We start from the raw sequence: 23,916 nt of genomic DNA, 5'->3' as shown, positions 1-23,916 counted from the left end.
TTTTTCACTGGTCGGTCGGGCGCACCCAGGCGCGCATCACCGCGCAGGTCGCGCCGGGCGGCCCGAGCGAGCGCAGCCGGTAGCGGCCGAGCGCCGCCGGGATCACGAAGGTCTCGGCATAATGAACCTCGAACGGCGCGAAGGCGTCGGTCGGGCTCTCCACCACCGCTGCGGTGCCGGCGACGAGGTTGAGGACGTTGAGCGTGCCCGCCGTGTCGAGCTCGACGCTCGTCTCGAACCAGGCGCGCTCGGTCTCGATGAACTCGAGCGGGTGGAGCCCGGTGCGCTCGCGCCGCCAGTCACTCCCGCTCGCGACGGGGCTGACCTGGTTGACCAGCTCGGTGCGAGTCACCGTCTGGCGGCGGGACCAGTCGATATTGGCGAGGCCGTGCTCGAGGTGGATCGGGCGCGGGCGACCGTCGAGCCCGACGCGGCCCCAGTCCCACAGCTTGAAGGTGAAGATATACGGTGTAGCGCTGATCTCGAGCACCATCGCGTCGCGCCCGGAGCAGTGGACCGTGCCGGCGGGGATAAGGAAATGGTCGTGCGCGCGCGCGGGCAGGCGGTTGACCAGCGCGTCCACGTCGGGCGCGGGCCCGCTCGCCTGTGCCGCGGTCAGCGCCTCGGCGACGTCGGCGGGCTCGGCCGCGTCGGTGAGCCCGAGATAGACGCAGGCGTCCGCCCCGGCGTCGAGCAGATAATAGCTCTCGTCCTGGGTGTAGGGCAGGCCGAAGGCGGCGCGCGCGTAGTCGGCGCGCGGGTGGACCTGGAGCGAGAGGTTGCCCCCCTCCATCGTGTCGAGCAGGTCGAAGCGGATCGGGAACTCGGCCCCGAAGCGCGCGACGATGTCGCCGCCGAGCAGCGCGTCGGGACGGAGCCGCACCACGTCGAGCGCGGGGAGCTCGAATGCCTCCTCACCGAAGCCGAGCAGCAGGCTGTTCTCCTCGGGCACGCAGTCGAAGCACCAGGCGTAATTGGGCGGGCCGTCGGGCAGGTCGAAGGTGCGCCGCATCCACTGCCCGCCCCACGGCCCGGCGTCGAAGAAGGGCACGACGCGGAACGGGCGCGCCGCGACGGCGTCGAGCGCGCGGTGGTAGGTGTCGCCCGCGATCATCCGCGGCACCGGCCCGTTCGCCTCCACCACGAAGTCGGCCTCGGGCAGCAGCGCGTATTTGATGGCGTCGCCGACACGCCAGTCGACAAAGAAGGCGCGACGATAAAGGTCTGCCGCGCGCGCTTGGCGTTCGCTTCCCCCGAGGTTGGCGATCTCACCGCGGCGCTGGCGCTGCTGGAGCTCCCAGCGCGCCATGGCGACATAGACCAGCCGGTCGCGCGCGGGCAGGACGGTCGCGGCGCCCGGGCCGACGACGATCGCGCGGCGCCCCCGCGCGCGCCCCGCGCGCCACGCCGCGACCTTGACCTCGTCGAGAAAGTCGGCGATGCCGATCGACGGGAAGCGAGCGAACACCGGGTCGTCGCCGAGCACTGCGTCGATCTCGGCGTCGAGCACCGCGGGATCGCGGAACAGCACGCCGGTGTCGACCACCTCCGCCTCGGGCCACGCCTGCCGCAGCACCGCGACGATCGCCGCGACCGGCGCGCCGGGATAGCATTCGACGCAGAGGTCGCGCGCGGCGGCGAGGTGCGGCAGGATCGCGTCCCACCCGACGTGGCAGGCGTCCGCCGCGTCGTCGACCTGGACGACGGGCCGCTTGTCATAGTTGGTCACGGTGGCTCTCCCACAGCGGCGTGGCGGCGAGCAGCGCGGCGTCGGCGCCGAGCGCGCCGCGCAGCACCAGCGGCGGCTCGCCCAGGCACCAGGCGTGGCGCCGCACATGCGCCTGGATGAAGGGCACCACCTCCGCCGCCGCGGCGACCCCGCCGGTGACCAGCACGCGCGTGGCGTCATAGGCGTGGACGAGGTTGAGCGCGGCGGCCGACCACGCGGCGAGGCAGGCGTCGCGTACCGCCACCGCGCCGTCGTCGCCGCCGCGCGCGAGCTCGAACACCGCCTTAAGGTCGGGCGCGGCGAGGTCGTGGAGCGCGCCGCGCCGCGGCAGCGCCGCGATCAGCCGCGGCAGCGCCCAGCTCGACGCCAGCGCCTCGGCGCAGCCCAGGTTGCCGCACAGGCACGCGGGCCCGTCGATCGCGACGGTGAGATGGCCGCCGAGCACCGACGCATGCCCACTCCGCCCCCGCACCACCGCACCCTGCATCAGCGCGGCCGAGCCAATGCCGGTGCCGAGGCTGAGCAGCACCGCGTCGTCGGCGTCGCGCAGCGCGCCGTAGCGATGCTCGCCGAGCAGCGCCATGCGCCCGTCGACCTCGAGCAGCAGCGGAAGGCCGAGCCGCGCGCGTGCCCAGCCGGCGAAGTCGAAACCGACCGCGTCCTCGAACTTGCCCGCCGGGGTCGAGACGACGCGGCCCGAACCCGGGTCGACCAGGCCGGGAAAGGCGACCGTTACACCGCCGGCTGGTTCGCTCCCGCGCAGCGCCGCCAAATGCGCCTCCAGCGCCGGCAGCACTGCTGCGAGCGAGGTCGGCGCGGTCACTTTTAGCTCGCGCCGTCCCTCTACCGTTCCGCCACGGACACGCGCGCAGGCGATGTGCGAGCCGCCGACGTCGACCGCGAGATAGGCGGTCATACCGCCGGCTCCGGCTCGCCGCGCATCTGCCGCTCGATCTGCTCGAGCGACCCGCCGCGCGTCTCGGGGAACCAGCGGAACACCAGCACGCACTGCGCCGCCATGCACGCCGCGAAGAACAGGAACGGCGCGGCCGGTGACGCGGCGGCGGCGACCGGGAAGATCGCGGCGACCAGAGCGTCGAACAGCCAGATTGTGCCCGCGCCCAGCGCCTGGCCCGCGGCGCGCGCGTGCGCCGGGAAGATCTCGCTGAGGTAGACCCAGATCACCGCGCCCTGCGAGGTGGCGAAGGCGGCGATGAAGCCGACCAGCACCGCCAGCATCAGCGCGCGCGGCAGAAGGCCGAGCATGATCGCGGTCGCGGCGAGCAGCAGCACCGCCATCGCGGCGCCACCGGCGAGGAGGAGCGGGCGGCGACCGAGCCGGTCGATCAGCGCCATGCCGACGAGCGTGAAGATAAGGTTGGCCGCGCCCACCGCGATCGCCTGCAGGTCGGCGGAGACCTGGCGAAACCCGGCCGCCGCGAAGATGTCGTTGAGATAATAGAGGATGGCGTTGATGCCGGTGAGCTGGTTGAGCGCACCCAGCACGATCGCCAGGATCATCGGCCGCGGCGCCTCGCGCCACAGCGACGCCAGCGATATCGCGCGCGACGGCGGGGCAGGGGGCACGTCGACCGTCTGATCTCCGTGGAGCAGCAGCGCCGCCGCAGCGGCCTCGTCGCGCCGGCCGCGCAGCATCAGCCAGCGCGGACTGTCGGGCACCGCGACGAGCAGCAGCTGGAACAGCGCGGCTGGCAAAGCGGTAAGGCCGAGCTTCCACCGCCACGCCGTCGCCGCGTCCGCCAGCAGCGCGCCGACCGCGGCGTTGCTGGCGTAGGCGAGCAGGATGCCGGTGACGATGCTGACCTGGAAGCTGCCGACGATCGCGCCGCGGCGCGCGGGCGGCGCCACCTCGGCGAGATAGACCGGCGCGAGCACCGACGAGGCGCCGATCGCGATGCCGGCCATGACGCGGAACAGGATCAGCGCGCCCCAGTCCCACGCCAATGCGCAGCCTAGGCCGGAAACGAGGTAGAGCGCGGCGGCGAGCCGCAGACCCGCGCGCGCGCCGCGGCGGTCACCGTACACGCCGGCCAGTGCGGCGCCGACCATCGTGCCCAGCAGCGCGAACGAGACTGTCGCGCCCAGCGCGGCGGGCGAGAGGCCGAACTGCGCGCGCAAGGCGCCGGTCACGCCGGCGATCACCGCGGTGTCGAAACCGAAGAGCAGCCCGGAGAGCGAGACCGCGAAGGCGGTGAACAACAGGCGCGCCCGCGACGCTGCATTGCCCATGGCACGCTCCTCCCGACCGGAGGCGACGCGAGGCCATCGCGCCACCCTCTCCCTCCTGCCTCGCCGTGTCGTGCTTTGTGTCACGCCCGCGAAAGGCGCCGCGATCGGGGCAGTTGCCGTCCTTTCCCGCGAACCAGCGCGAACGTCAATTAGAAAAGAAAGTAGGTGTAAGTTTGATGCGGGGCAGCAGTTGTGCGTGGTGCTTGCGGCGTTTACCTGTGAAAGAACGCTACCCTCGCACCCGCTCCGGAGACCCTTGTTGCCCCTGCCACCTCATGCGACGGGAGCGAGCGGGACGGCTCAGCGGACGCTGCACGGCACCAACCCGGCGCGTGCGGGCGAGCGCAACGAACGCCTCGTACTCGAGGCGATCCTGCGCGCGGGGGAGTCGACGCGCCTCCAGCTCGCGGAGCAGACCGGCCTGTCGCCCGCGGCGATCGCGAACATCACCCAGCGGCTGAGCGATCGCGGTTTCGTGTTCGAGAAGGGCCGGCGCACCGGCGTGCGCGGCATGCCCGCGATCCGCTTCGCGGTGAACCCCGACGGCTGCTTCAGCTACGGCGTCAACATCGATCGCGACCATATCACGCTGGTCGCGCTTGATCTCACCGGCGCGGTGCGCGCGCGCTACACGCAGGAGATCGACTTTGCCGCGCCGCGCGCCGTCACCGCCTTCATCGGCGACGCTCTCGCCACGTTGCGGGGTGAGCGGTTGATCGAGCGCGATCGCGTGCTCGGCATGGGCGTCGCGCTGCCGGGCGGGCTGGGGCACGTCGACCTCCCCGGCCTGCCGCGCGCCTACGCCGAGTGGGACAGCGTCGACCTGGCCTTGCTGCTTGCGCCGCTCGGCACATGGCCCGTGATCACCGAAAATGACGCGGCCGCGGCCGCGATCGGCGAGGCGCGCTTCGGCAGCGGGCTGACCCACCGCAGCTTCTTCTACGTCCTGCTTTCCGCGGGACTGGGTGGCGGCATGGTGGTCGCCGGCAACTATCACCACGGCGCGACCGGCCGCGCGGGGCGGATCGGCTTCCTGACCGATCGCGCCGGCGCGTCGTTGCAGTCGATCGTCTCGCTTTCGGCGCTCAAGGCCGACCTCGCCGCGCAGGGCATCGCGCCGATCCCGCCTGCCGAACTGGCGAGCGCCGACGCCCCCGCTGGTGCGGTGATCAGGGACTGGATCGAGCGCGCCGCCGCGGCGCTGGCGGGGCCGGTCGCGACGATCAGCTGCCTGATCGATCCTGGGGCGATCGTGATCGGCGGGCGGCTGCCGGTGCCGCTGATCGACGAGCTCACCGCCGCGGTGGTGCGCCACCGCGACACGGTGGACGATCCGGTGGTGCCCGCCGCGCCGGTGCTGACCGCGCAGCTCGCCGCCGATGCGCCCGCAATCGGCGCCGCGATCCTGCCGTTCAACGACCTCGTCTTCCTGTCCGCGATCCACTGAGCCGAGCGGACCTAAGTTCGACCCAGACTCTCCGAAGCGATAGTGTGCTCCGGCGAACGCCGGAGCCCAGAGCCACGAACGTGACCGCTGGTCACTCTGGAGCCCCGCCGCTGCGAGACCTTTGCGTAATCGACCCGTCAATACGGGCTTGACCCCGGATCTATCGTGCCGCGTTCGCCGAGGTCATTGTTTTGCGGCGCCATGGAGCGCGGCTCAGGGCCGGGATGACGGTTACTCTCGAAGAGGTCCCGCGTGCGCGGGAGCACGGGTCGGCTTGGATGAACTAGACTCTAGAAGCGCTCGGCGAGCAGCTGCGGGTAGCGCGCGGCGACCGCGCCGATCATCTGCCCGAACATGCCATTCACCCAGGCGAACCAGGCGCGGGTAAAGCGTGCCGGATCGTCCTTGTGGAAGGATTCGTGCATGAAGCCGGTACCCGCGTGGGTCGCCTTGAGCGTGCGCAGACATTCGCGCACCACGCTTTCGTCGCGCGTCACCATGGCTCGCGCGATGATCGCCATCGGCCACACCTTGTCGAGTCCCATGTGTGGACTGCCGATCCCGCTTGCTGCGCCCCCCTGCACGAAGAAGGGATTGCGCGGGCTCCACGCCAGCGCGGCGGTGCGCTGGTAGAGCGGGTCGTCGATCGTTGCCGCCTCGATCAGCGGCAGGCCGTACAGGCTGGGGATGCCGGCGTCGTCGGCGAACAGCCAGTTGCCGAAGCCGTCCACCTCATAGGCCCAGACCTGCCCGCCGCGCCCGTCGGGCACGATCGCGTGCGCACGCAATGCCGCCTCGACCTCGCTCGCCAGCGCCTCCGCCTCGGCCGCGGCGGCGGCATCGCCGCGCGCCTCGCGGTGAACGCGCGCGACCTGGCGCAGGCTCGACACCGCGAACAGGTTGGCGGGCACGAGGAAAGGGTAGACGCAGGCGTCGTCAGAGGGGCGGAAGGCCGAGTGGATCAGGCCGACCTTGTTCGAGGGCGGGCCGTAGCCGTCGAGCATCAGGCTGTCAGTCGGAATCTTGGTGAGCCGCTGGTAGCGGTACCGGCCCGGCGCCTCCTTGCGCTGCTGCACCCGCAGCGTCTCGACGATCAGCGCGGCCGAGCGGCGCCACAAGTCGTCGAAGGGCACACGGTCGCGCGTGGTCACCCAGTAATCGTGCGCGAGCCGCATCGGGTAGCAGAGCGAGTCGATCTCCCATTTGCGCTGCGCCACGCCGGGCCGCATCTCGGTGTCGTCGAGCGTGGCCGAGTCGAGGTTTGACCGCGCGTCGGGGTCGCGGACGAAGGCATTGGCATAAGGATCGATCAGGATGCAGCGCGCCTGACGCTGGATCAGCCCGTGCAGCATCTCGCGCAGCCGCCGGTCGCTTCGGGCGAGGGGAAGATAGGGCTCGACCTGCACCGCGCTGTCGCGCAGCCACATGGCGTCGATGTCGCCCGTGATCACGAACGTGTCGGGCTTGCCGTCGATCGTGCCGATGAAGACGGTGGTGTCGAGCGTGTTGGGATAGCAATTCTCGAACATCCACGCGAGCTCTGGGTCGGCGATCCGCGCCTTGAGGCGGCTGAGCTCGCGCTCCACCGCGGCGCTGACGAAGCGGCGCTTCGCTACCGGTGGTCGCTGACTAACGAAGCTGCCCGGGGCGGCGGCGCCGGTCGGTGCGCCGATCGTCAGCGCGGCGGCGCCTCCCATCACGGCGCGTCGCGTCGGGTGCATGTCTCTCTCCTGGTCTGCTCCGGTAGTGCCGGTGGCCGAGCGATGTGCCATGCAGACAGAGACTCAGCAATCAAAAAGAAAGTAGGTGGAAGATTACGGCGCAGCTATGCTAGTTGGGCGAATGAGAAGCGCGCGCCGATGCAGTGCGGGCTGGCAGACGAGGAGGGTTGAGCATGGACGGTCGACACGGCGCCGGAGTGGGCGCGACTCTGGGCATCGATCGACGCACCCTCCTGGCCGCGCCAGCCGCGCTTGCCGCCGCGCGCCCCGCCTGGGCCGCGGCGTCGGCGCGTCCGTCGAAGCGCCCGCCGCCGTCGGCGCGGCGGTTCCACAGCGTTTCGGTGGAGCGCGAGATCGTGCGGGTGAAGCGGCTGATCGCCGACCCGAAGCTCGCGTGGATGTTCGAGAATTGCTACCCGAACACGCTCGACACGACGGTGCTGTCGGTCACCGGCGACGACGCCTTCGTGATTACCGGCGATATCCCATGCCTGTGGCTGCGTGATTCCTCGGCGCAGCTGCGCCCCTATCTCCACCTCGCGGCGGGCGATCCGGCGCTGACCAAGCTGTTCCGCGGGCTGATCGCGCGCCAGGCGCGCTGCGTGCTGATCGATCCCTATGCCAACGCCTTCCTGCAGGACCCGAGCGGGCGCACCGACCTGGATTCGTCGCAGCACGACCAGACGGAAATGAAGCCCGGTGTCGCGGAGCGGAAATGGGAAGTCGATTCGCTCTGCTATGTCCTCCGCCTCGCCTCGAGCTACTGGCGCGCGACCAAGGACCGCTCGCCTTTCACCGCGGAATGGGCGCAGTCGGCACGCGCGATCGTCCGCACCTTCCGCGAGCAGCAGCGCCGCGACGGTGCCGGTCCATACCGCTTCCAGCGCAGCAGCGTGCAGCCGACCGAGACACAGCTGTGGAGCGTCGGCAATCCGACGCGCAAAGTGGGGCTGATCCACTCCAGCTTCCGCCCGTCCGACGACGCGACGATCCTGCCGTTCCTCATCCCCGCTAACATCTTCGCCGAGCGCACGCTGCGCGAGCTCGCCACGGTCGCGGCGGAGGCACGCGGCGACACCGCGCTCGCCACCGATGCCGCGGCGCTGGCGGCGGAAATCGAGGCCGCGCTCGCCGCACACGGTCGCATGCGGCTGGCGGACGGGAGCGAGGTCTGGGCGTTCGAGGTGGACGGATTCGGCAACGCGCTCTTCATGGACGATTGCTGCGAGCTGTCGCTCTCGGGATTGGCGTTTCTCGGCTGCGCCACGCCGGACGATCCGCTCTGGCGTCGCACCGAGGCGGCGGCGTGGAGCGAGCGCAATCCCTGGTTCGTTCGCGGTCGCGCCGGCGAGGGGCTGGGCGGGCCGCACGCCGGCTTCGACCTGATCTGGCCGATGGCGACGCTGGTGCGTGCCGCGTCCAGCCGCGACGATGCGCTGATCCGCGCCTGCCTCAAGTCGATCCGCGACACCGACGCGGACACCGGCTTTGTCCACGAGACCTTCCACAAGGACGATCCCACCCGCTTTACGCGGCCCTGGTTCGCCTGGGCGAACGGGCTGCTGGGCGAACTGATTGTCAGCCTAGCGCGAGACAGACCGCAGACGTTGCAACAAGCACTCTGAAGGCATGGGCTCACCAGAGACGGACGATGTGGAGGCTCTCAACGCTGCGTTGACGTCGCCCGATCCTGGATCGCATCGTCGGACGATGCGGCTCAGGTCGTCGATCCAATATGCGCGCGTGCCACCGCTCGTCGGGCGCACTGCCTTTCCGCCGAGCGAGCCACACTTCGTCAGCGGCGCCATGGCAGCCTTCCCAACCTGGATCTCAGCCGATGCGACCGGCACCGCCATGCGGCGTTCCCAACTCACTTGAGAGGCTCTAGCTATGTGCCTGGGCTTGACGACAAGTATAGAGTCGTAGGTAGCTGGGGCGGGCGCCCTCGGGCTGACCAAAACGACCGAGGTTAGCTGAGGGCAGGCCCGTGGACTCGATCGAACGCCGCATGGACGCCATCGTGACCAACACGACGATGGCCATCTTCCTGATGGATGAGCATCAGCACTGCGTCTTCATGAACCAGGCGGCGGAAGAGCTGACGGGCTACCGGTTGGAGGAGGCGCTTCACCGGCCGTTGCACGATGTGGTGCACCATCAGCATCCCGACGGCAGCCCTTACCCGATCGAGGACTGCCCCATCGACCAGGCCTTTCCCGAGCGCAGCCGGATGCAGGGGGAGGAGGTTTTCGTCCACAAGGACGGCCACTTCTTTCCGGTGGCCTTCACGGCCTCACCGATCGCCGGCGACAATGGCCAGCCAGTCGGCACCATCATCGAGGTGCGCGACCTTACCCAGGAAAAGGCGCGCGAGGCAGCGTTGACCGAGAGCGAGAGCCGGTTCCGCAATCTGGCTGACCATGCGCCGGTCATGATGTGGGTCACCGATCCCAGCGGCTACTGCACCTACCTCAACCGCAAATGGTATGAATTTACCGGCCAGACCGCCGAGCAGGCGGAGGGTTTCGGCTGGTTGGAGGCGACGCACCCGGACGACCGCGCACGTGCCGGCGAGGCGTTCGCGGCGGCGAACGCCAGTCCAGCGCCCTTCCGGGTGGAGTATCGGTTACGCAGTGCGTCGGGTGCGTACCGCTGGGCGATCGATGCTGCCAGCCCGCGCTTCAGCGACAGCGGCGAGTATCTGGGCTATGTCGGTTCCGTCATCGACATCGACGAGCGGCGCGAGGCGGAGGAGAGGCTTGCGCTTAGCGAAGAGCAGCTGCGCCTCGCCACGGACGTCGCGGAGGTCGGCCTGTGGGACGTCGACCAGGCGAGCGGGACCATGTTCTGGCCGCCGCGGGTCAAGGCCATGTTCGGCATCTCGCCCGACGTGGCGGTCACGCTGGACGATTTCTACCACGGTGTGCATCCGGACGATCGTGAGCAGACGCGACGCGCTTATGAGTCCGCCAGCGATCCTGATCTTCGCGCACTGTACGACGTCGAGTACCGCACCGTCGGCAAAGAGGATGGCCTGATCCGCTGGGTCGCCGCGAAAGGCCGGGGGCTGTTCGATGCGGAAGGCACGTGCATCCGGGTTATCGGTACGGCGATCGACATCACCGCGCGGAAAGCCGACGAGATCCGGCTTCAGCAGCTGAACGAGCGCCTCGAGCAGGAGGTCACGATCCGCACTGCTGAGCGCAACCGGGTGTGGGAGATGAGCCGGGATCTGCTCGCGGTGATGGGCTTCGACGGCTTCCTCAAGGCAATCAATCCGGCCTGGGAGACGACGCTCGGCCGTGACACCGCGACGCTGCTCAGTCTTTCCTTCCGCGAGCAGGTGCACCCCGATGACCACGGGCCGGTGATGGAGGCGGTGTCCAAACTTCTGCGCGGTGAGACGATCGAGCGTTTCGAGGATCGGCTGGCACATGCCGACGGCTCATGGCGCTGGATCTCGTGGACGCTCGTGCCCGAAGGCGACGTCTTCTACGCCGTTGGCCGCGACGTAACCCACGAGAAGGAAGCCGCCGAAGAGCTGGAGCGGGCGCAGGAAGCGCTGCGTCAAAGCCAGAAGATGGAGGCGATGGGCCAGCTCACCGGCGGCGTGGCGCACGACTTCAACAATTTGCTCACGCCGATCGTCGGGTCGCTGGACCTGCTTCAGCGCAAGCGTGTGGGTGGCGAGCGCGAGCAGCGGCTGATCGAGGGCGCGATCCAGGCTGCCGACCGGGCGACGACGCTGGTGCAGCGCCTGCTGGCGTTTGCCAGGCGTCAGCCACTGAAGACCGTCGCGGTTGATATCGGACGGCTGGTGGAGGGCATGGCCGACCTTCTCGCCACCACGACAGGCCCGCAGATCCGCGTCATGGTCGATGTGGCGGAGGACCTGCCGCCCGCTCAGGCCGACCCAAGCCAGCTCGAGATGGCGATCCTCAACCTCGGCGTGAACGCGCGCGACGCCATGCCGCAGGGTGGCACGCTGCGGATCAGCGCGATCCGCGACAGCGTCCGCACGCCACATGGTGCGCTCAAGCGCGGCCATTATGTGCGGCTGTCGGTTGCCGACAGCGGTGTCGGCATGGACGAGGCGACGCTCGCCCGGGCGATTGAGCCATTCTTCTCGACGAAGGGGATCGGCAAGGGAACCGGTCTTGGCCTATCCATGGTGCACGGCCTCGCGGCTCAGCTCGGCGGCGCGCTGACCATCACGAGCCAGGAGGGTGCCGGCACGACCGTCGAGCTATGGCTCCCGGTCAGCGCGTTGATCCCGATCGCTGATGATGCGTCTGGCGCTGCCGCGGCGGAGCAGCCGGCCCGTGGGCTGGTGCTGCTCGTCGACGATGAAGACGTGGTTCGAACCAGCACGGCGGATATGCTGGAAGAGTTCGGGTATGAGGTGCGTGAGGCCACCTCAGCAGAAGACGCACTGGCGCTCGTCGCCGACGGCCTGAACCCCGACCTGCTCGTAACCGACCACCTCATGCCCGGCTTGACAGGCGTGGAGCTCGCCTCGGCGCTTCGCAAGACGCTTCCCGGCCTGCCGGTACTCGTCGTGTCGGGCTATGCGGACGTCGAGGGTCTCACGACCGACCTGCCCCGCTTGGTCAAGCCATTCAGAAGCGCCGAGCTGGCGTCAAGCATCTCTCAGCTCGCCCGACCAGGCATGCGGGGTCTGCCCGAGTAGCGAGCAATCGTGCGCAGCGCTGCCTGTGGCGGCCGGAGTGCGGTACGGCACCTTCGTTGAAGCCGTGCGGGCCGCTTGCAGGGCGATGTTGTTATTCGCCTGGTGGCGCCGCCGACGCCGGCGCCGACGCCGCCGTCACGAGCCGCAAGCCGCTATCCTGCCGTCGTGGACTGCCCGCAGCCGTTCAGGCTGCGTCACCCCATGCGAGCACTCGCGGCCGCGATACATGGAGCAAGCCGCCGCGCGTAAGCGACGTCGCTCTGCGCTACGGAGTCTAAATCGCTGTGCTTTAACGACTTTCTTCGGGTTGCGTGGCAATCTGCTGATGCGACAAGTGGAGTTGCGGCGTGCAGTGTGTTGACCAAGGGCAGCGAGGGAGTGGGGGCAGGAGCGCAGGTTTGGCGGCGGCGACTCCGCGTGCCGAGTGCCTGACCGCCTGGCGGCGCGAAGCCGAGCATTACCGCACCAGCGTCGAACTGGCGCGGCATATCAGCTGGAGCGCCGACGCACACGGCTCGATCCGGACGGTCAGTGCTCGGTGGGAGGAGGTCACCGGCATCAACCGCGCGGAAGCGCTCGATCGTGGCTGGATCGACGCACTCCATCCAGCTGACGTCCAGCCGACGTTGCGCGCCTGGGAACACGCGCTCGCGCAGCTCTCGCCCACCGACGTCGAGTATAGGCTCCGCACGCCAGCCGGGACCTACAGGTGGTTCCGTTCCTGCGCGTCGCCACACCTCGGTCAGGGCGGCGAGGTGCTCGCCTGGTTCGGAACGCTGGAGGACATCGACGACCGCAAGCGTGCCGAGGCAGCGCTGGTCGCGAGCGAGGAGCGCTTTCGCCTCGCCGCGCAGGCTGCCGGCATCGGTATTTGGGACTATGATGCGCTGCTCGGACGGCGGCTATGGTCCGACGAGTTCCGAGACATGTTGGGGCTGGATCGGAACGCCCCGGCTGAGCCGGACATCGCGCTCGCTCTGGTCGTCCCTGAGGACAGACCGTTGCTGCGAGAGCTGGTGGAGTCCATCCACCAAGATGACACGCACGCGCGCTTCGACGTGACGTTGCGGATCCGGCGCGCCGACACGGCCGAGCTGCGCTGGGTCCAGACGAGCGGTTGGCGGGTGACCGCGGCAAACGGCCGTATCGAGCGCGTACTCGTCACCATCCGTGATGTCACGGAGCAGCTCACCGCTGAGCAGCGCATTCGCTGGGCAGCGGACCATGACTCGCTCACGGGTCTTGCCAATCGCGCGGCGTTCAATCGGCTGCTCGAGCAGGCGATCACGCGCTGCGGTGACGCGGATGGCAAGGTGCTGACGCTCGCGCTGTTCGACGTCGATCATCTGAAAGAGATCAACGATACCGTTGGGCATGACGCCGGCGACTTGCTTCTGCGCACGGTGGCGACCCGGCTGGCCGCCGCACTCGGCGACGGTGCCGTCGTCGCCCGGCTCGGAGGGGACGAGTTCGCCGCCATCGTCGAGGCGGCGCCGGGCAGCTCGTCTCATTGCCGCTTCGCGGCCGCACTCCGGACGCTGCGGCAGCCGCTCGCTACGGACGAACAGTCTCTTGATTGTCAGGCGACGGCGGGTACGGCGACATTTCCGCGCGATGGTCGCGAGGCGCACGAACTGCTGAAAGCGGCCGACATAGCGCTCTACGTCGGTAAGGCGACCGCACGTGGCGAGCTGTCCCAATTTCGCCCGGAGATGCGGGCCGGCGTTCAGCGCCGCGCGTCAATGCTGTCGGTGGCTCGCACGATCGTGCGGGACGATCGGGTGATGCCCTTCTACCAACCTCAGGTCCGGCTGAGCGACGGCACGCTTTCGGGCTTCGAAGCGCTACTTCGCTGGAAGCATGATACGCTGGGCGTGCAGGGACCGGATACGATTGCGGCAGCCTTCGACGACCTTGCGGCGGCGAGCGCACTCGGCGAGCGCATGCTCGAGCAGGTGTGCGCAGACCTGGCACATTGGCGTGACTGCGGGCTACCGCTCATGCGGGTTGCGGTGAACCTATCACCTGCCGAGTTCCGCAGGGCCGATCTGTTCGATCAGGTGATGCGGCAGTTGCATCGACACGGGCTGCCGACCTCTCTCCTCGAGCTCGAAGTGACGGAGACGGTGTTCCTCGGCCGGGGTGCGGACACGGTGGGAGAGACGCTGGCCGCCTTCCATCGGGCGGGAGTAAGTATTGCCCTTGACGATTTCGGGACCGGCTACGCGTCGCTGAAACATCTGCGCGAGTTCCCGGTCGACGTCATCAAGATCGATCGCAGCTTCGTCGCTGAGCTGGCGGAGAATGCGGGCGACGCCGCGATCGTCGACGCGGTGTTGGGGCTGGCGCAGCGGCTCGGTATCGCGGTGGTCGCGGAGGGGGTGGAGACGCCTCAGCAGGCGGAATGTCTGCAGTCGCGTAACTGCGCCTTCGCGCAAGGATTTTTATTTGGCCGGCCGATGCCGGCTGTGGAAGCTGCCGCGCTCCTCGCGAGACCGCAGAACCGCCGGAGCGAAAGATAGAAGCTGTTAACCATTTCGGCCTAAAACCTTCATGGGCAGCCGGGGAGATCAAACGTGCGCGTCGACGAGCTGGAACCAACCCCGAGCAACGCTGAGCCGCTCGAGATCCCGGGTGAGCTTCTCGCGAGCGTCAATCGGCATCAAGCCAATCTTGCTGCGCTTGTCGCAAGTCTGCGCGCCGCAGGCGTGCAGGAGCAAATGGTGGAGAGCAGTGTTCGCACGCTGGTCGACAGCTATGCCGACGAATTGACGATGGCGATCCGGGAGTTGGTCAAGGACCGTCCACATGGGTGACATCCTTCTGGTAGATGACGAAGCACGCGTCGCAGCGCTGCGCCGGCTCGATGTGCTGGACACAGCGGTGGAGGGACCGTTCGAGAAGATCGTGACGCTGGTGCGGACGGTCCTGGCAGTTCCGATGGCAACCGTCAGCCTGGTGGATCGTGATCGCCAGTGGTTCAAGGCGAGGCGCGGTATCGTCGCGCAGGAAACCCAACGATCTGGGTCGTTCTGCACCCACACGATCCAGCAGCGTGAGCCCTTGATCGTGGAGGACGCGCGGCTGGATCCCCGTTTCGCCAACAGCCCGCTCGTCGTCGGCGAGCCATATATCCGTAGCTATCTCGGCGTACCGTTGCGAACGGCCGAAGGCTATAACGTCGGGTCGCTCTGCGCGATGGATCACCGTCCGCGATCGTTCAGCCCGGCCGACGTGGCGATCCTGTCGAACTTCGCCAACATCGTCTCCGACGAACTCGAGCTTCGCATCATTGCGCAGGTCGATCATCTGACCGGCGCGCTCACCAGGCGCGGCTTCGTCGAGCAGGCTGAACGGGAGATCACGCGAGCCCGCCGGTATCATCGCCCATGCTCGCTCGTGATGCTCGACCTCGATCATTTCAAGCGCATCAATGACTCACATGGACACGCCGCTGGTGACCAGGTGCTGCAGCAGGTCGCAGCCCTGACGGTGGAGGCGTTGCGCCCGAGTGATCTGTTCGGCCGATTGGGCGGCGAGGAGTTCGCAATACTGTTACCCGAGACCGACGCCCAGGCCGCGGTGATCGTCGCGGAGCGGCTGCGCGAGGCCATTGCAAGCCTGCCTGTCGAGTTACCCGGCGAGGTGAGGCTGAACGTAACCGCCAGCTTCGGCATCGCCCCGCTGACCTCGCACATCCAGTCCTTCGCCAGTTGGATGGAGCGTGCCGACAAGGTGCTATACGAGTCGAAATCGGGCGGCAGAAATCAGACGCGGGTGGTGAACGACTGACGCATTTGCAATCGAGCTAGCGGATAGGCTCGACCCTGAATCGGCAGGTTTGCGTCCTGAGACCGTTCTTTCGAGATTGTCCCGCGGGCGGAGTGCCGGACGGATCGTCGGAGGGCGGATACATCAGGCCGCATGGGGTGGGCGAACCCCATCGTGGTGCAGCAGCTGCGACAAGGGGATGGTCGTGTCCGCCACCATTGCGGGCGCGACGTCGGCGCCCGCCTCGACGAGCTTGCGCCCCTGCACATAATCCTTGGTCGCGTTGATGCAGTCGAGCGCGATCACCCGACCTTGGCGGAGATAGACCACCGCGAAGGAGCGGCGCGCGACGTCGCCGCGCATTACAGTCAGGTCGTGCCCGCTCGACAGCCCCACCGTCTGCAGGCGCAAATCGTACTGATTCGACCAGAACCACGGCACCGCGTAATAAGGGTGGGCGACGCCAACGATCGAGCGCGCCACCGTACCTGCCATGTCGTTGGCATTCTGTACCGATTCCACCCTGATCCGCGCGCCGTCGGCGAAGGCGTTGGCGTGCGCCGCGCAGTCGCCGATGGCGTAGACGTCGGGCACCGTCGTCCGGCACAAAGCGTCGACCTCAACCCCGTTCGTGCCGCGCGCACCGGCGGCGATGAGCGGTTCGACGGCTGGTACGATGCCGACGCCGACGATCACCATGTCTGCCGCCATCACCTCGCCGGAGGCAAGGCGCACGCCGCAGGCATGCCCGTCGCGTCCCTCGATGCATTCCACAACGGTATCCAGCCGCAGGTCGACGCCGCGTGCGCGATGTTCGGCCTCGAGAAAGCGCGCCAGCATGCTGCCCGACACCCGTGAGAGCACCTGTTGCTGCGCCTCGATCAGCGTGACGTGCTTGCCGGAGCCGATCAGCACCGCCGCCGCTTCGAGCCCGATATAGCCGCCGCCGATCACGACCACCCGCCGCACGTTCGGCAGCTCCAGCGCCAGCTGATCGGCGTCCGCGCGCGAGCGCACCGAATGGACGCCGGCCAGCGCCGCGCCCGGACAGTCGAGCCGGCGTGGTGCGCCGCCGGTGGCCCAGACCAGCTTGCGATAACCCAAGGTCGCGCCATCCGCAGTCGTGACCCGATGCGCCGCCGGGTCGACCGCGATGACGCGGCACCCCGGCCTGAGCACGATCGCCTTGTCGTGCCAGAACGCGGCCGGCCGGATCAGCAGCCGATCGAAGCTCTTCTCGCCGGCGAGATACTCCTTGGACAAGGGCGGTCGCTCGTACGGAAGCTCGGCATCATCCCCGACGAGCGCGATCGTGCCGTCGTAGCCGAGCTGGCGCAACGCAATGGACACTTGCGCGCCGGCGTGTCCGCTTCCCACGACGACGACATCGAAGTCGCTCCTGTCGGGCGTGCTCATCGATGCGCGCTCATGCCTCGGGCGCAATCGTCACGGACAGGCCGTCGTACTGCGGCTCGAACGCGATCTGACAGCTGAGACGCGACGTCGGCGTCAGATGGTCGAGCCCTTCGAGAAGATCGCGCTCGGCTTCACTCGCCGGGGGCAAGGTCATCGCCTGCGCCGGATCGACGATGACGTGGCAGGTCGCACAGGATAGCGAGCCGCCACACGCCGCCAGCAGCTCGTCGATGCCGCCGTCGCGGATCACCTCCATCACCGAGAAACCCGGAGCGGCCGCCAGCGAGCGGGTCTCGCCCTCGCGCGTGGTCACGAACAACGTTGCCATGATGATGCCTTTGCTGAGTTGATGCGGTGGCCGGCGCGCCCGATCGCGCCGGCGATATGATCATAAGGACACGCGGGCGCCGCCGGCGTTCGACGGGCGCGGCGGCCGCGTGCCGGGTCAGTAATGAAACCTGAAGTCGATGCCGACGCGGCGAGGGGTCAGGACGCCGCGCGCGTAATAACGTTCGACCACATCGGTGCGGACCTGATTGAACGAGGAGATGTCGTTGCTGATCGCGGTCACGGCGTATTTATTGGTGAGATTGTCCGCGAACAGGCCGATCTCGAACCGCTTGGTCACATAGTTCAGCGACGCGCTGTGGGTCACGTAGCCGGGGATCGCCTCGCCGTTGCCGCGCAGGCCGACCCGCGAGTAGATCTCGCCGCGATAGATGGTCGCCCAGATCGCCTCGATCTTGCGGTCCTGGTCCAGCGCGTGGCTGTAGATGATCTGCGCGCTGCCCGAGTTCTTGGCCGAGCCCGGCAGGCGATCACCATCCGACGCATCGAACCGCTCGCCCTGGCTGACCACCAGCCCAGCCACATTCTGCGTGAGGTGCGCGTCGACGTAGGAATAGGTCCCGATCACCGTCAGCTCGGGGACCACCCGCAGCGTACCCTGGATGTCGAAGCCGCGCGAGACCGCGTCCGCACCATTGACCGTGATCCCGATCGCGCCGTTGACGGTCTGGCTCGGCACCTGCACGCCGCTCCAGTTGATTTCAAAGCCGTCGACCGTCAGCTGGAGCCGCTTGTCGAACAGGGTCGCGCGGACGCCGATCTCCTTGTTACGCGTCCGGTCGGGGCCGTAGACGAGCTCGTTCGGCAGCGCGCAGAGGTTCTGCCCGGCGGGCAGGGGTTGCAGGCAGGGGACGACGCGGTTGACGCCGCCGACGCGATAGCCCGTCGAGTAAGTGGCATAAGCGAGCAGCCCGTCGCTGAACTTGTACGAGGTATTGGCCTTCCACACGACCCCGTCCTTGCTGGTGGCGCCGGTGCGGATCCGGCTCGGGTCGATCGTGAAGGAGGGATAGGGCATGCGCGTCAGCCCGCCGCCGAACAGCGGAGTGTCGGAGCCGCCGCTGACGTCCGCGTCATATTTGAAGTAGCGCAGCCCGCCGGTCACCTGCCAGGCTTCGGTGAGATGCAGCGTACCCTCGCCATAGACCGCCTTCTCGACGGTCTTGCTGTTGACCTGGGAGATATATTCGAGGTTGTCGGGGCGGGGGATGTCGGCGAACTCAGCAAAGCCAGGCGTATATTCCTGGCGATTGCTGTCGAATTTGAGGCGATTGTAGAAACCGCCGATCACCCAGTTGAACGGTCCGCCGTGCGTCGACACGAGGCGAACCTCTTGGTTGAACTGCTTATAATGCTGCTCGTTGTTGGCGTAGGATGAAAATTGCGGAAACGCCTCGTAGCCGTAATCGAGGTCGAGCAGCAGGTCGGTGTTGTCGTCGACCGAGGTGATATGCTGTTTGGTATAGGCGGTCGTGCTGACAAGCTGGGCGATGCCGCCGAGATTGATGTCGAACTCGGCAGAGAACAGATCCGCGTTGCGCTCGACCGGCTCCAGATAGCGCCACGGTCCCTCATACCGGCCGGTCCCGAGCACGCCCGCGCCGTTGGCCTGGCGACCGCCCGTCTTGGTGTTCTGATGCGCGTAGGTCAGATACGCCTTGATGTCCGGATTATACTCTAACAGCAGCTGGTTGCGCGTGGTGAACGTGTGCTCGTAATTGACGTCCCTCTTGCGCGTGAAGTTGCTGTCGTCGTTGCCGGTGTCGAGCGAGCCGGTCGACGTCTCGGTCGCGCGGCCGGGCTGCGGGTCCGAGACGCCGGGTTCACTCAGCAGGTAATTGTAGTCGATGAAGCCAGCATTGTCGTAATAGCCGGTCGACGTGCGAAAGGCGACGTGATCGCGGAGGATCGGGATGTTGATCGCGACGTCGCCCACCGCGCCGATATCGCTGGAATGCGACTGCGCGTAGCCGCGGCCGTGGACGTCGAGCGAGAAGCGGTCCGTCTCCGGGCGATTGGGGAGGTAGCGCACCGCGCCCGCCAGTGTGCCGAGGCCGTAGAGCGTGCCCTGCGGTCCTTGCAGCACCTCCACCCGGTTGATGTCGATGAGCTTGAAGTCGAGATAGAGCGGCACCTCGCCAAGGTAGACGCCCACCGCATTGCCGGTGTCGGCGCCGCCGACGCTGGTGTCGCCCGAAGCGATGCCGCGCAGGATGATCGCGCCGGTCGAGGCCGGCCCGGTATCCGCCACGGTGACACCCGGTGTAAACGAGGCGAGCGAGCGGATGTCGTCGAGCCGCTGCGACGCGATCGTCTCCGCGGAGACCGCGCTGATGTTGATCGGCGCGTCCTGCAACGTCGTTCGCCGGCGGCTGCCGGTGACCACGATCTCATTTGCATCGATCGCCGCGGCGGAGTCGCCGGTGCTGTCGGAGGAAACGTCGGAGCCCGTGGTAACCTCTTGCGCCAGCGCCGGTCCACCCACGACGCCCATCAGCGCGGTCGCGCACAGCAACCCTGCGCGTGAGAAACGTCCTGCCATCAATCCCCCCAATAGGTACGTTGAACTCGTCGCCCCTCCGCGACTGCCGGCTGGCGTCGGCGCCTCGAATGGGGCCGATCACTGTGGCAGGAAGAGTGTTGGCAGCGGCGGCAAACCGATATGGGGTGTTTGACGTAACCGGCCGCGCCGCGCGGCGGGTCTACGTCAAACGGCGCATGTCGGTGCCGCGCGCGTCCGCGATATGCCCGAGGTCATGCTCCGTCGTTTCCCGCTCGCTGCAATCGCCCGTGCCGCCGCCCTGCTCTGCGTGGTGGGGACGACCGCACCGGCTCGCGCCGAGCGGCCGATCAGCGCAAGGCTGGTTCATTGCGGGACGGAGACGTGCCTGCGGCTCTCCGGTCATCGCAGCGGCCCCGCAGTCGCGATCCGGGTGGATGGCCGCGACCTCGACGTGGCGGGCGATCGCGCATGGCAGGCGACGGTGACGCTCGCCGAGGCACGGCGCTGGCGGATCGTGCGCGGGTATGCGCTGTCGGTGACCCTGGCCGACGCGGCGGCAGGGACGGAGCGGGTCGAGCACGTCGCCGTCCCGCCGGGTGCGCTCGGCACGCGCATGGAGCTGGCGTCGCTGATCGTTCGCGCGCGCTGACGCCGATCTCCTCGGCTCAACCGGTGCGCTTGTGATCGCGCCGGGTCGGTCCTACATGGCTGCGACGTGATCGCCGAAGAGCGATGCGCAGCACCGTAGGAGATGATGATGAAGATCGGTCTGGCCGCCTGTGTCGCCGTCCTGATGGCAACCCCCGCCGTCGCCGCCCCGGGCGCGGATCCGCTCTCGGCGGAGAGCACCGTCCTCAACCTGCGCGGAATCGACCTGACCAGCGTCGAGGGGCAGCAGCGGCTCGCCATCCGCATGGATCAGGCGGCCACCGCCGTATGCGGGCAAGGCATGAGCAGCGTTCATCTCGCGCTCGCCGCGCAGGCGCGGGAGTGCCGCAGCGACGTCATGGCCGATATCCGCACCCGTATCGCCGTCGCGACCGCAGCGCGCGAACGCGGCCACGCCACCGAACTCGCGATGCGCTGATCGCAGGCGGGAGCGGTCGTTTGCTCGATCGCTCCCGCACGTTCGTCAAACGGCGTATGGTCGGGGGAGGCGGCGCGGCTAGCGTCGCTCCATGACACGAACATTCCTGAGGCGCGGGCGCCGCGCCGTGGCTGTCTGCGCTGCGATGGTTCGGGGCGCGGGCGCGCTCCTGTTGGCCGGGTCCGCACCGGTGGATCGCGGACCGGCCTTCACGCACTGGATGGACGGCACCACGGACGAACCGGCGACCCAGGTCCAGCGGATCGACCCTGACACTTTCGTCATCCGCCAGTCGGTCCGGACCAACTTCGAGGCACCCTTCCTGTATCTGCTGTTCGGGCGGGAGCGCGCGCTCCTGATCGACAGCGGGGCGGGCGGGCTCGCTATCCGCCCGACCATCGACCGGGTGATCGATGACTGGCGCGCGCGGCACGGTGGCCGATCGATCCGCCTGATCGTCGCGCATTCGCATGGCCATGGCGATCACCATGCCGGCGACGCCGAGTTCCGCGGTCGCCCCGACACGGAGGTGCTGGGGCTGGCACCGGCGCAGGTCGCGGCCTTCTTCGGGATCGCCGACTGGCCGGACCAGATCGGCCGATACGATCTCGGCGGGCGCGTCCTTCGCATCCTGCCGACGCCCGGACACGAGCCCGCCCATATCATGGTCTATGACGCGCGGACGCGGCTGATCTTCTCGGGCGACATGCTGTACCCGGGCCGCCTCTACGTCCCACGCGACCAGTGGACCGTCTTTCGTGCGAGCGCGGATCGGCTGAGGCAGTTCGCGCGCGACCATCCGGTCCGCGCGCTGCTCGGCGCGCATATCGAGATGACCCGCACGCCGGCGCAGGACTATCCGATGCGCGCGCCCACGCACCCGGACGAGCATGCGCTCGCGCTGCCGCCGACGACGATCGCGGAACTCGATCGTGCGGTCACTGCCGCGCGGTCATCGGCGGCAATTGACCGTCACGCCGACTTCATCGTCTATCCGATTGCGCCCAAGCCTCGCTAATTCCCGATCCGGCTGGGCTTCTTCCACCACGACAGCGTGTGCGCGTCGTGCGCGCTGGTCCAGATGCCGGCGCGCGTGTAGCGCAATGCACCGCTGCCCGCGGCCTGGCCGACGCGCGCGGTGATCGCGAGCGAGACCGGATCGATCACCACGAAGCTTTGGCCGGCCGTCGTGCGCAGCCAGACCTTGCCGCCGCCCGCGTCGATGTCGCCGTATTTCAACGTCTCGTCGACCTTGACGCGCCCCGAGACGGTGCCGGTCACCGGATCGACCCGCGCCACCGTGCCGTCGCCCTGTTCCTGCACCCAGACCGCGCGCTCGCCCGCGACGAGAAAGCCGGGTTCGCGTCCCAGGGCGGTAGTGAGGACAACCCGGTTGCTGGCGGGGTCGATCTTCTGCAGACTCTGCCGCGGCGCGCTGACGGCCCAGAGCGACCCCAGGCCGAACGACAGATAACAGGTGCCGGGGTCGACCTTGATCGATGCGGTCACCGCGTCCGTCGCGGGGTCGATGCGCGCGATCGCGCCTTCGGCGTCGCTCGCCACCCATACCGAGCCCGCACCGGCGACGACATTCAACTCGCCCGCTGGATTGGCGATGCCGGTGGGGACGACGGCGGTGATCGTGGCCGTCCTTAGATCAATGCGGTTGACGCTGCGGGTCGTGCAATCCGCGACCCAGAGCGATCCGAACGCCACCGCCATGGCGCCGCACGGCCGCGCCATCGCCACTTCAGCGTGCTTGCCCTTGCGCGACCAGCGCTCGACCCGGCCCTTGTTGGTTGCCCAGACCGTCTTGCCGTCCACCGCGAGGAAATCCGCGAAGCCGGGGACGCTGAGCACCTGCTCGCTGGGGCCGGCGGCCGAAGCCGGCGTCACTGCGACGCCGCCGCCGATCGCGGCCGCGAGCCATGCCGCCTTCAGCGCTACACGCCAAGTCATGCCGCGCCTCATGCCGCCGCCTCGGCGGACTCCGCCGCAGGTTGGTCGCGCCGGGCCTTGAACCGCGCGATCAGGGGCCGGGCGGGGAACAGGAACTGTTCGCCGATCGACAGACGGCGGCGATCGTCCTGCCCGACGATCTCGGCCTCGCCATCGCTGTAGGTGCCGAAGAGCCGATCGAGCAGGATCAGCGAGTTGCCGTAGTTGGCGCGCGTCGCCTCATAGCTGGTCGAATGATGGAGGCTGTGGTGCTGGATGGTGGTGAAGACGAAGGCGTACCAGCGCGGCGGATCGAAGCGCGTGTTGGCATGCGCGAAGGTGGAGACCACCGCCAGGATGTTGAGCCCGCAGAACATGGCGGGTTGGGGCAGGTCGATCAGCGCCAACACGCTCAGGCTGATCAGGAACAGTTCGATCGGATTACCGACAGCCCCCTTCATCGCGTTCAGCTGGGTCAGGTGGTGGTGCGGCGCGTGGGTCGACCAGAAGAAGGCCTGATTGTGCATCAGGCGGTGCATCCAATATTGGCCGAATTCGACCAGGACGATCACCAACGCGACCTGTAGCACGAATGGCAGGTGCATTGCCCAGGGCGTGGCGATCCCGAGCGCGTGCTTGAGCGCGGTGAGCGGCTCGTCCGCGAGCGTCTTCGAAGCCCAGGCGATCACCGTGTAGCTCAGCGTGACGTAGAAGACATCCGTGAAGAACTCGCGCCAGGTGAGCCGCCAGCTGGAGTGACGCTCGTTGGCCCATTCGAGCGCCTGGATCACGGCCGTGGTTGCCAGTGTCGCGATCACGATCGACCAGGCGCTGCCGGTCCAGGCGGCGGGAGCCCAGGCCCAGAACAGCAGCACCGCCGCGACCATCAGCGGCTGCACATAGCTTAACAAGGTCCTCTTCATCGTACCGGATCCGCTCCCGCCAAAGCTTCTGCGCGGGAGGCTACCGCAGCGCCGGACGCCTCGAAGGTGGGCGAATGACGTAGCCGCGGGCCA

General features: G+C 68.3%; 18 protein-coding genes. 9 read left to right on the top strand and 9 right to left on the bottom strand.

From position 1 onward, the window contains the following. Positions 1-4: 4 nt before the first annotated feature. The 3 genes from ACMGDM_RS01610 to ACMGDM_RS01600 are packed head-to-tail and all read right to left on the bottom strand — an operon-like array spanning position 5 to position 3,979. Positions 5-1,729 carry a class I mannose-6-phosphate isomerase gene (locus tag ACMGDM_RS01610; RefSeq protein WP_436802392.1) on the bottom strand — a complete coding sequence of 575 codons (1,725 nt, stop codon included), beginning with the start codon at positions 1,727-1,729 and terminating at the stop codon, positions 5-7. Further along, positions 1,716-2,645, bottom strand: coding sequence for an ROK family protein (locus tag ACMGDM_RS01605; RefSeq protein ID WP_436802391.1), 930 nt, complete (start codon positions 2,643-2,645; stop codon positions 1,716-1,718). The genes ACMGDM_RS01610 and ACMGDM_RS01605 overlap by 14 nt, the downstream gene beginning before the upstream one ends. Further along, positions 2,642-3,979 (bottom strand): sugar porter family MFS transporter, encoded by a 1,338-nt coding sequence (locus ACMGDM_RS01600; RefSeq protein ID WP_436802390.1) that lies wholly within the window; start codon positions 3,977-3,979, stop codon positions 2,642-2,644. Before ACMGDM_RS01600 ends, ACMGDM_RS01605 begins: the two co-directional genes overlap by 4 nt. Before the next feature lie 259 nt (positions 3,980-4,238). Here ACMGDM_RS01600 and ACMGDM_RS01595 point away from each other — a divergent pair, with 259 nt between their 5' ends. Continuing rightward, on the top strand, positions 4,239-5,426 hold the full coding sequence (locus tag ACMGDM_RS01595; RefSeq protein WP_436802389.1) for an ROK family transcriptional regulator: 1,188 nt from the start codon (positions 4,239-4,241) through the stop codon (positions 5,424-5,426). A 290-nt stretch (positions 5,427-5,716) separates the two neighbouring features. On the opposite strand, the gene ACMGDM_RS01590 is transcribed toward ACMGDM_RS01595, so the two are convergent. Continuing rightward, positions 5,717-7,147: a glycoside hydrolase family 125 protein gene (locus ACMGDM_RS01590; RefSeq protein WP_436802388.1), complete on the bottom strand. Its 1,431-nt coding sequence runs from the start codon at positions 7,145-7,147 to the stop codon at positions 5,717-5,719. Positions 7,148-7,320: 173 nt separating this feature from the next. Between ACMGDM_RS01590 and ACMGDM_RS01585 the strand changes: the two genes are divergently transcribed. The 5 genes from ACMGDM_RS01585 (at position 7,321) to ACMGDM_RS01565 (ending at position 15,629) form a co-directional block, all read left to right on the top strand. Continuing rightward, a complete protein-coding gene (locus tag ACMGDM_RS01585) occupies positions 7,321-8,772 on the top strand; it encodes a glycoside hydrolase family 125 protein (RefSeq protein ID WP_436802387.1) in 1,452 nt (483 codons plus the stop codon). Between the two features lie 383 nt (positions 8,773-9,155). Then, positions 9,156-11,837, top strand: a complete 2,682-nt coding sequence (locus ACMGDM_RS01580) for a hybrid sensor histidine kinase/response regulator (protein ID WP_436802386.1) — start codon at positions 9,156-9,158, stop codon at positions 11,835-11,837. A 398-nt stretch (positions 11,838-12,235) separates the two neighbouring features. Further along, entirely contained in the window at positions 12,236-14,359 is a 2,124-nt protein-coding gene (locus tag ACMGDM_RS01575) for a putative bifunctional diguanylate cyclase/phosphodiesterase (protein ID WP_436802385.1), read from the top strand. A 54-nt stretch (positions 14,360-14,413) separates the two neighbouring features. Further along, positions 14,414-14,653 (top strand): hypothetical protein, encoded by a 240-nt coding sequence (locus tag ACMGDM_RS01570; protein WP_436802384.1) that lies wholly within the window; start codon positions 14,414-14,416, stop codon positions 14,651-14,653. Continuing rightward, entirely contained in the window at positions 14,646-15,629 is a 984-nt protein-coding gene (locus ACMGDM_RS01565; RefSeq protein ID WP_436802383.1) for a GGDEF domain-containing protein, read from the top strand. The genes ACMGDM_RS01570 and ACMGDM_RS01565 overlap by 8 nt, the downstream gene beginning before the upstream one ends. Before the next feature lie 123 nt (positions 15,630-15,752). Here the strand turns inward: ACMGDM_RS01565 and ACMGDM_RS01560 are convergent, their stop codons facing one another. The 3 genes from ACMGDM_RS01560 to ACMGDM_RS01550 all read right to left on the bottom strand — a co-directional run bounded on the left by ACMGDM_RS01560 (position 15,753) and on the right by ACMGDM_RS01550 (position 19,914). Then, positions 15,753-17,024 carry an NAD(P)/FAD-dependent oxidoreductase gene (locus tag ACMGDM_RS01560; protein WP_436802382.1) on the bottom strand — a complete coding sequence of 424 codons (1,272 nt, stop codon included), beginning with the start codon at positions 17,022-17,024 and terminating at the stop codon, positions 15,753-15,755. Positions 17,025-17,034: 10 nt separating this feature from the next. Then, positions 17,035-17,352 carry a 2Fe-2S iron-sulfur cluster-binding protein gene (locus ACMGDM_RS01555; protein WP_436802381.1) on the bottom strand — a complete coding sequence of 106 codons (318 nt, stop codon included), beginning with the start codon at positions 17,350-17,352 and terminating at the stop codon, positions 17,035-17,037. A gap of 117 nt (positions 17,353-17,469) precedes the next feature. Beyond that, a complete protein-coding gene (locus tag ACMGDM_RS01550; protein WP_436802380.1) occupies positions 17,470-19,914 on the bottom strand; it encodes a TonB-dependent receptor in 2,445 nt (814 codons plus the stop codon). Between the two features lie 214 nt (positions 19,915-20,128). Here ACMGDM_RS01550 and ACMGDM_RS01545 point away from each other — a divergent pair, with 214 nt between their 5' ends. From ACMGDM_RS01545 to ACMGDM_RS01535, 3 genes are all read left to right on the top strand, one after another. Next, positions 20,129-20,524 carry a hypothetical protein gene (locus tag ACMGDM_RS01545; RefSeq protein ID WP_436802379.1) on the top strand — a complete coding sequence of 132 codons (396 nt, stop codon included), beginning with the start codon at positions 20,129-20,131 and terminating at the stop codon, positions 20,522-20,524. 108 nt (positions 20,525-20,632) lie between these two features. Continuing rightward, positions 20,633-20,962, top strand: coding sequence for a UrcA family protein (locus ACMGDM_RS01540; RefSeq protein WP_436802378.1), 330 nt, complete (start codon positions 20,633-20,635; stop codon positions 20,960-20,962). A 172-nt stretch (positions 20,963-21,134) separates the two neighbouring features. Continuing rightward, the gene (locus tag ACMGDM_RS01535) at positions 21,135-21,980 is read left to right on the top strand and encodes an MBL fold metallo-hydrolase (RefSeq protein ID WP_436802377.1); all 846 of its coding nucleotides are present in this window, start codon (positions 21,135-21,137) and stop codon (positions 21,978-21,980) included. Here the strand turns inward: ACMGDM_RS01535 and ACMGDM_RS01530 are convergent. Together ACMGDM_RS01530 and ACMGDM_RS01525 are read right to left on the bottom strand one after the other, a co-directional pair. Further along, a complete protein-coding gene (locus ACMGDM_RS01530; protein WP_436802376.1) occupies positions 21,977-22,921 on the bottom strand; it encodes a Vgb family protein in 945 nt (314 codons plus the stop codon). The genes ACMGDM_RS01535 and ACMGDM_RS01530 overlap by 4 nt on opposite strands. Before the next feature lie 8 nt (positions 22,922-22,929). After that, positions 22,930-23,823, bottom strand: a complete 894-nt coding sequence (locus ACMGDM_RS01525) for a sterol desaturase family protein (RefSeq protein ID WP_436802375.1) — start codon at positions 23,821-23,823, stop codon at positions 22,930-22,932. Positions 23,824-23,916: the final 93 nt, after the last annotated feature.

Origin of the sequence: Sphingomonas larreae, assembly GCF_051400595.1 — a bacterium.
Classification (GTDB): Bacteria; Pseudomonadota; Alphaproteobacteria; order Sphingomonadales; family Sphingomonadaceae; genus Sphingomonas.
This window is presented reverse-complemented; position numbering and strand designations above follow the sequence as displayed.

Coding starts and splice junctions, on each gene's coding strand:
- ACMGDM_RS01605 (WP_436802391.1), bottom strand. CDS start 2,645: ATGACCGCCTATCTCGCGGTCGACGTCGGCGGCTCGCACATCGCCTGC.
- ACMGDM_RS01580 (WP_436802386.1), top strand. CDS start 9,156: ATGGACGCCATCGTGACCAACACGACGATGGCCATCTTCCTGATGGAT.
- ACMGDM_RS01530 (WP_436802376.1), bottom strand. CDS start 22,921: ATGACTTGGCGTGTAGCGCTGAAGGCGGCATGGCTCGCGGCCGCGATC.
- ACMGDM_RS01555 (WP_436802381.1), bottom strand. CDS start 17,352: ATGGCAACGTTGTTCGTGACCACGCGCGAGGGCGAGACCCGCTCGCTG.
- ACMGDM_RS01600 (WP_436802390.1), bottom strand. CDS start 3,979: ATGGGCAATGCAGCGTCGCGGGCGCGCCTGTTGTTCACCGCCTTCGCG.
- ACMGDM_RS01560 (WP_436802382.1), bottom strand. CDS start 17,024: ATGAGCACGCCCGACAGGAGCGACTTCGATGTCGTCGTCGTGGGAAGC.
- ACMGDM_RS01525 (WP_436802375.1), bottom strand. CDS start 23,823: ATGAAGAGGACCTTGTTAAGCTATGTGCAGCCGCTGATGGTCGCGGCG.
- ACMGDM_RS01540 (WP_436802378.1), top strand. CDS start 20,633: ATGAAGATCGGTCTGGCCGCCTGTGTCGCCGTCCTGATGGCAACCCCC.
- ACMGDM_RS01585 (WP_436802387.1), top strand. CDS start 7,321: ATGGACGGTCGACACGGCGCCGGAGTGGGCGCGACTCTGGGCATCGAT.
- ACMGDM_RS01590 (WP_436802388.1), bottom strand. CDS start 7,147: ATGCACCCGACGCGACGCGCCGTGATGGGAGGCGCCGCCGCGCTGACG.
- ACMGDM_RS01545 (WP_436802379.1), top strand. CDS start 20,129: ATGCTCCGTCGTTTCCCGCTCGCTGCAATCGCCCGTGCCGCCGCCCTG.
- ACMGDM_RS01565 (WP_436802383.1), top strand. CDS start 14,646: ATGGGTGACATCCTTCTGGTAGATGACGAAGCACGCGTCGCAGCGCTG.
- ACMGDM_RS01550 (WP_436802380.1), bottom strand. CDS start 19,914: ATGGCAGGACGTTTCTCACGCGCAGGGTTGCTGTGCGCGACCGCGCTG.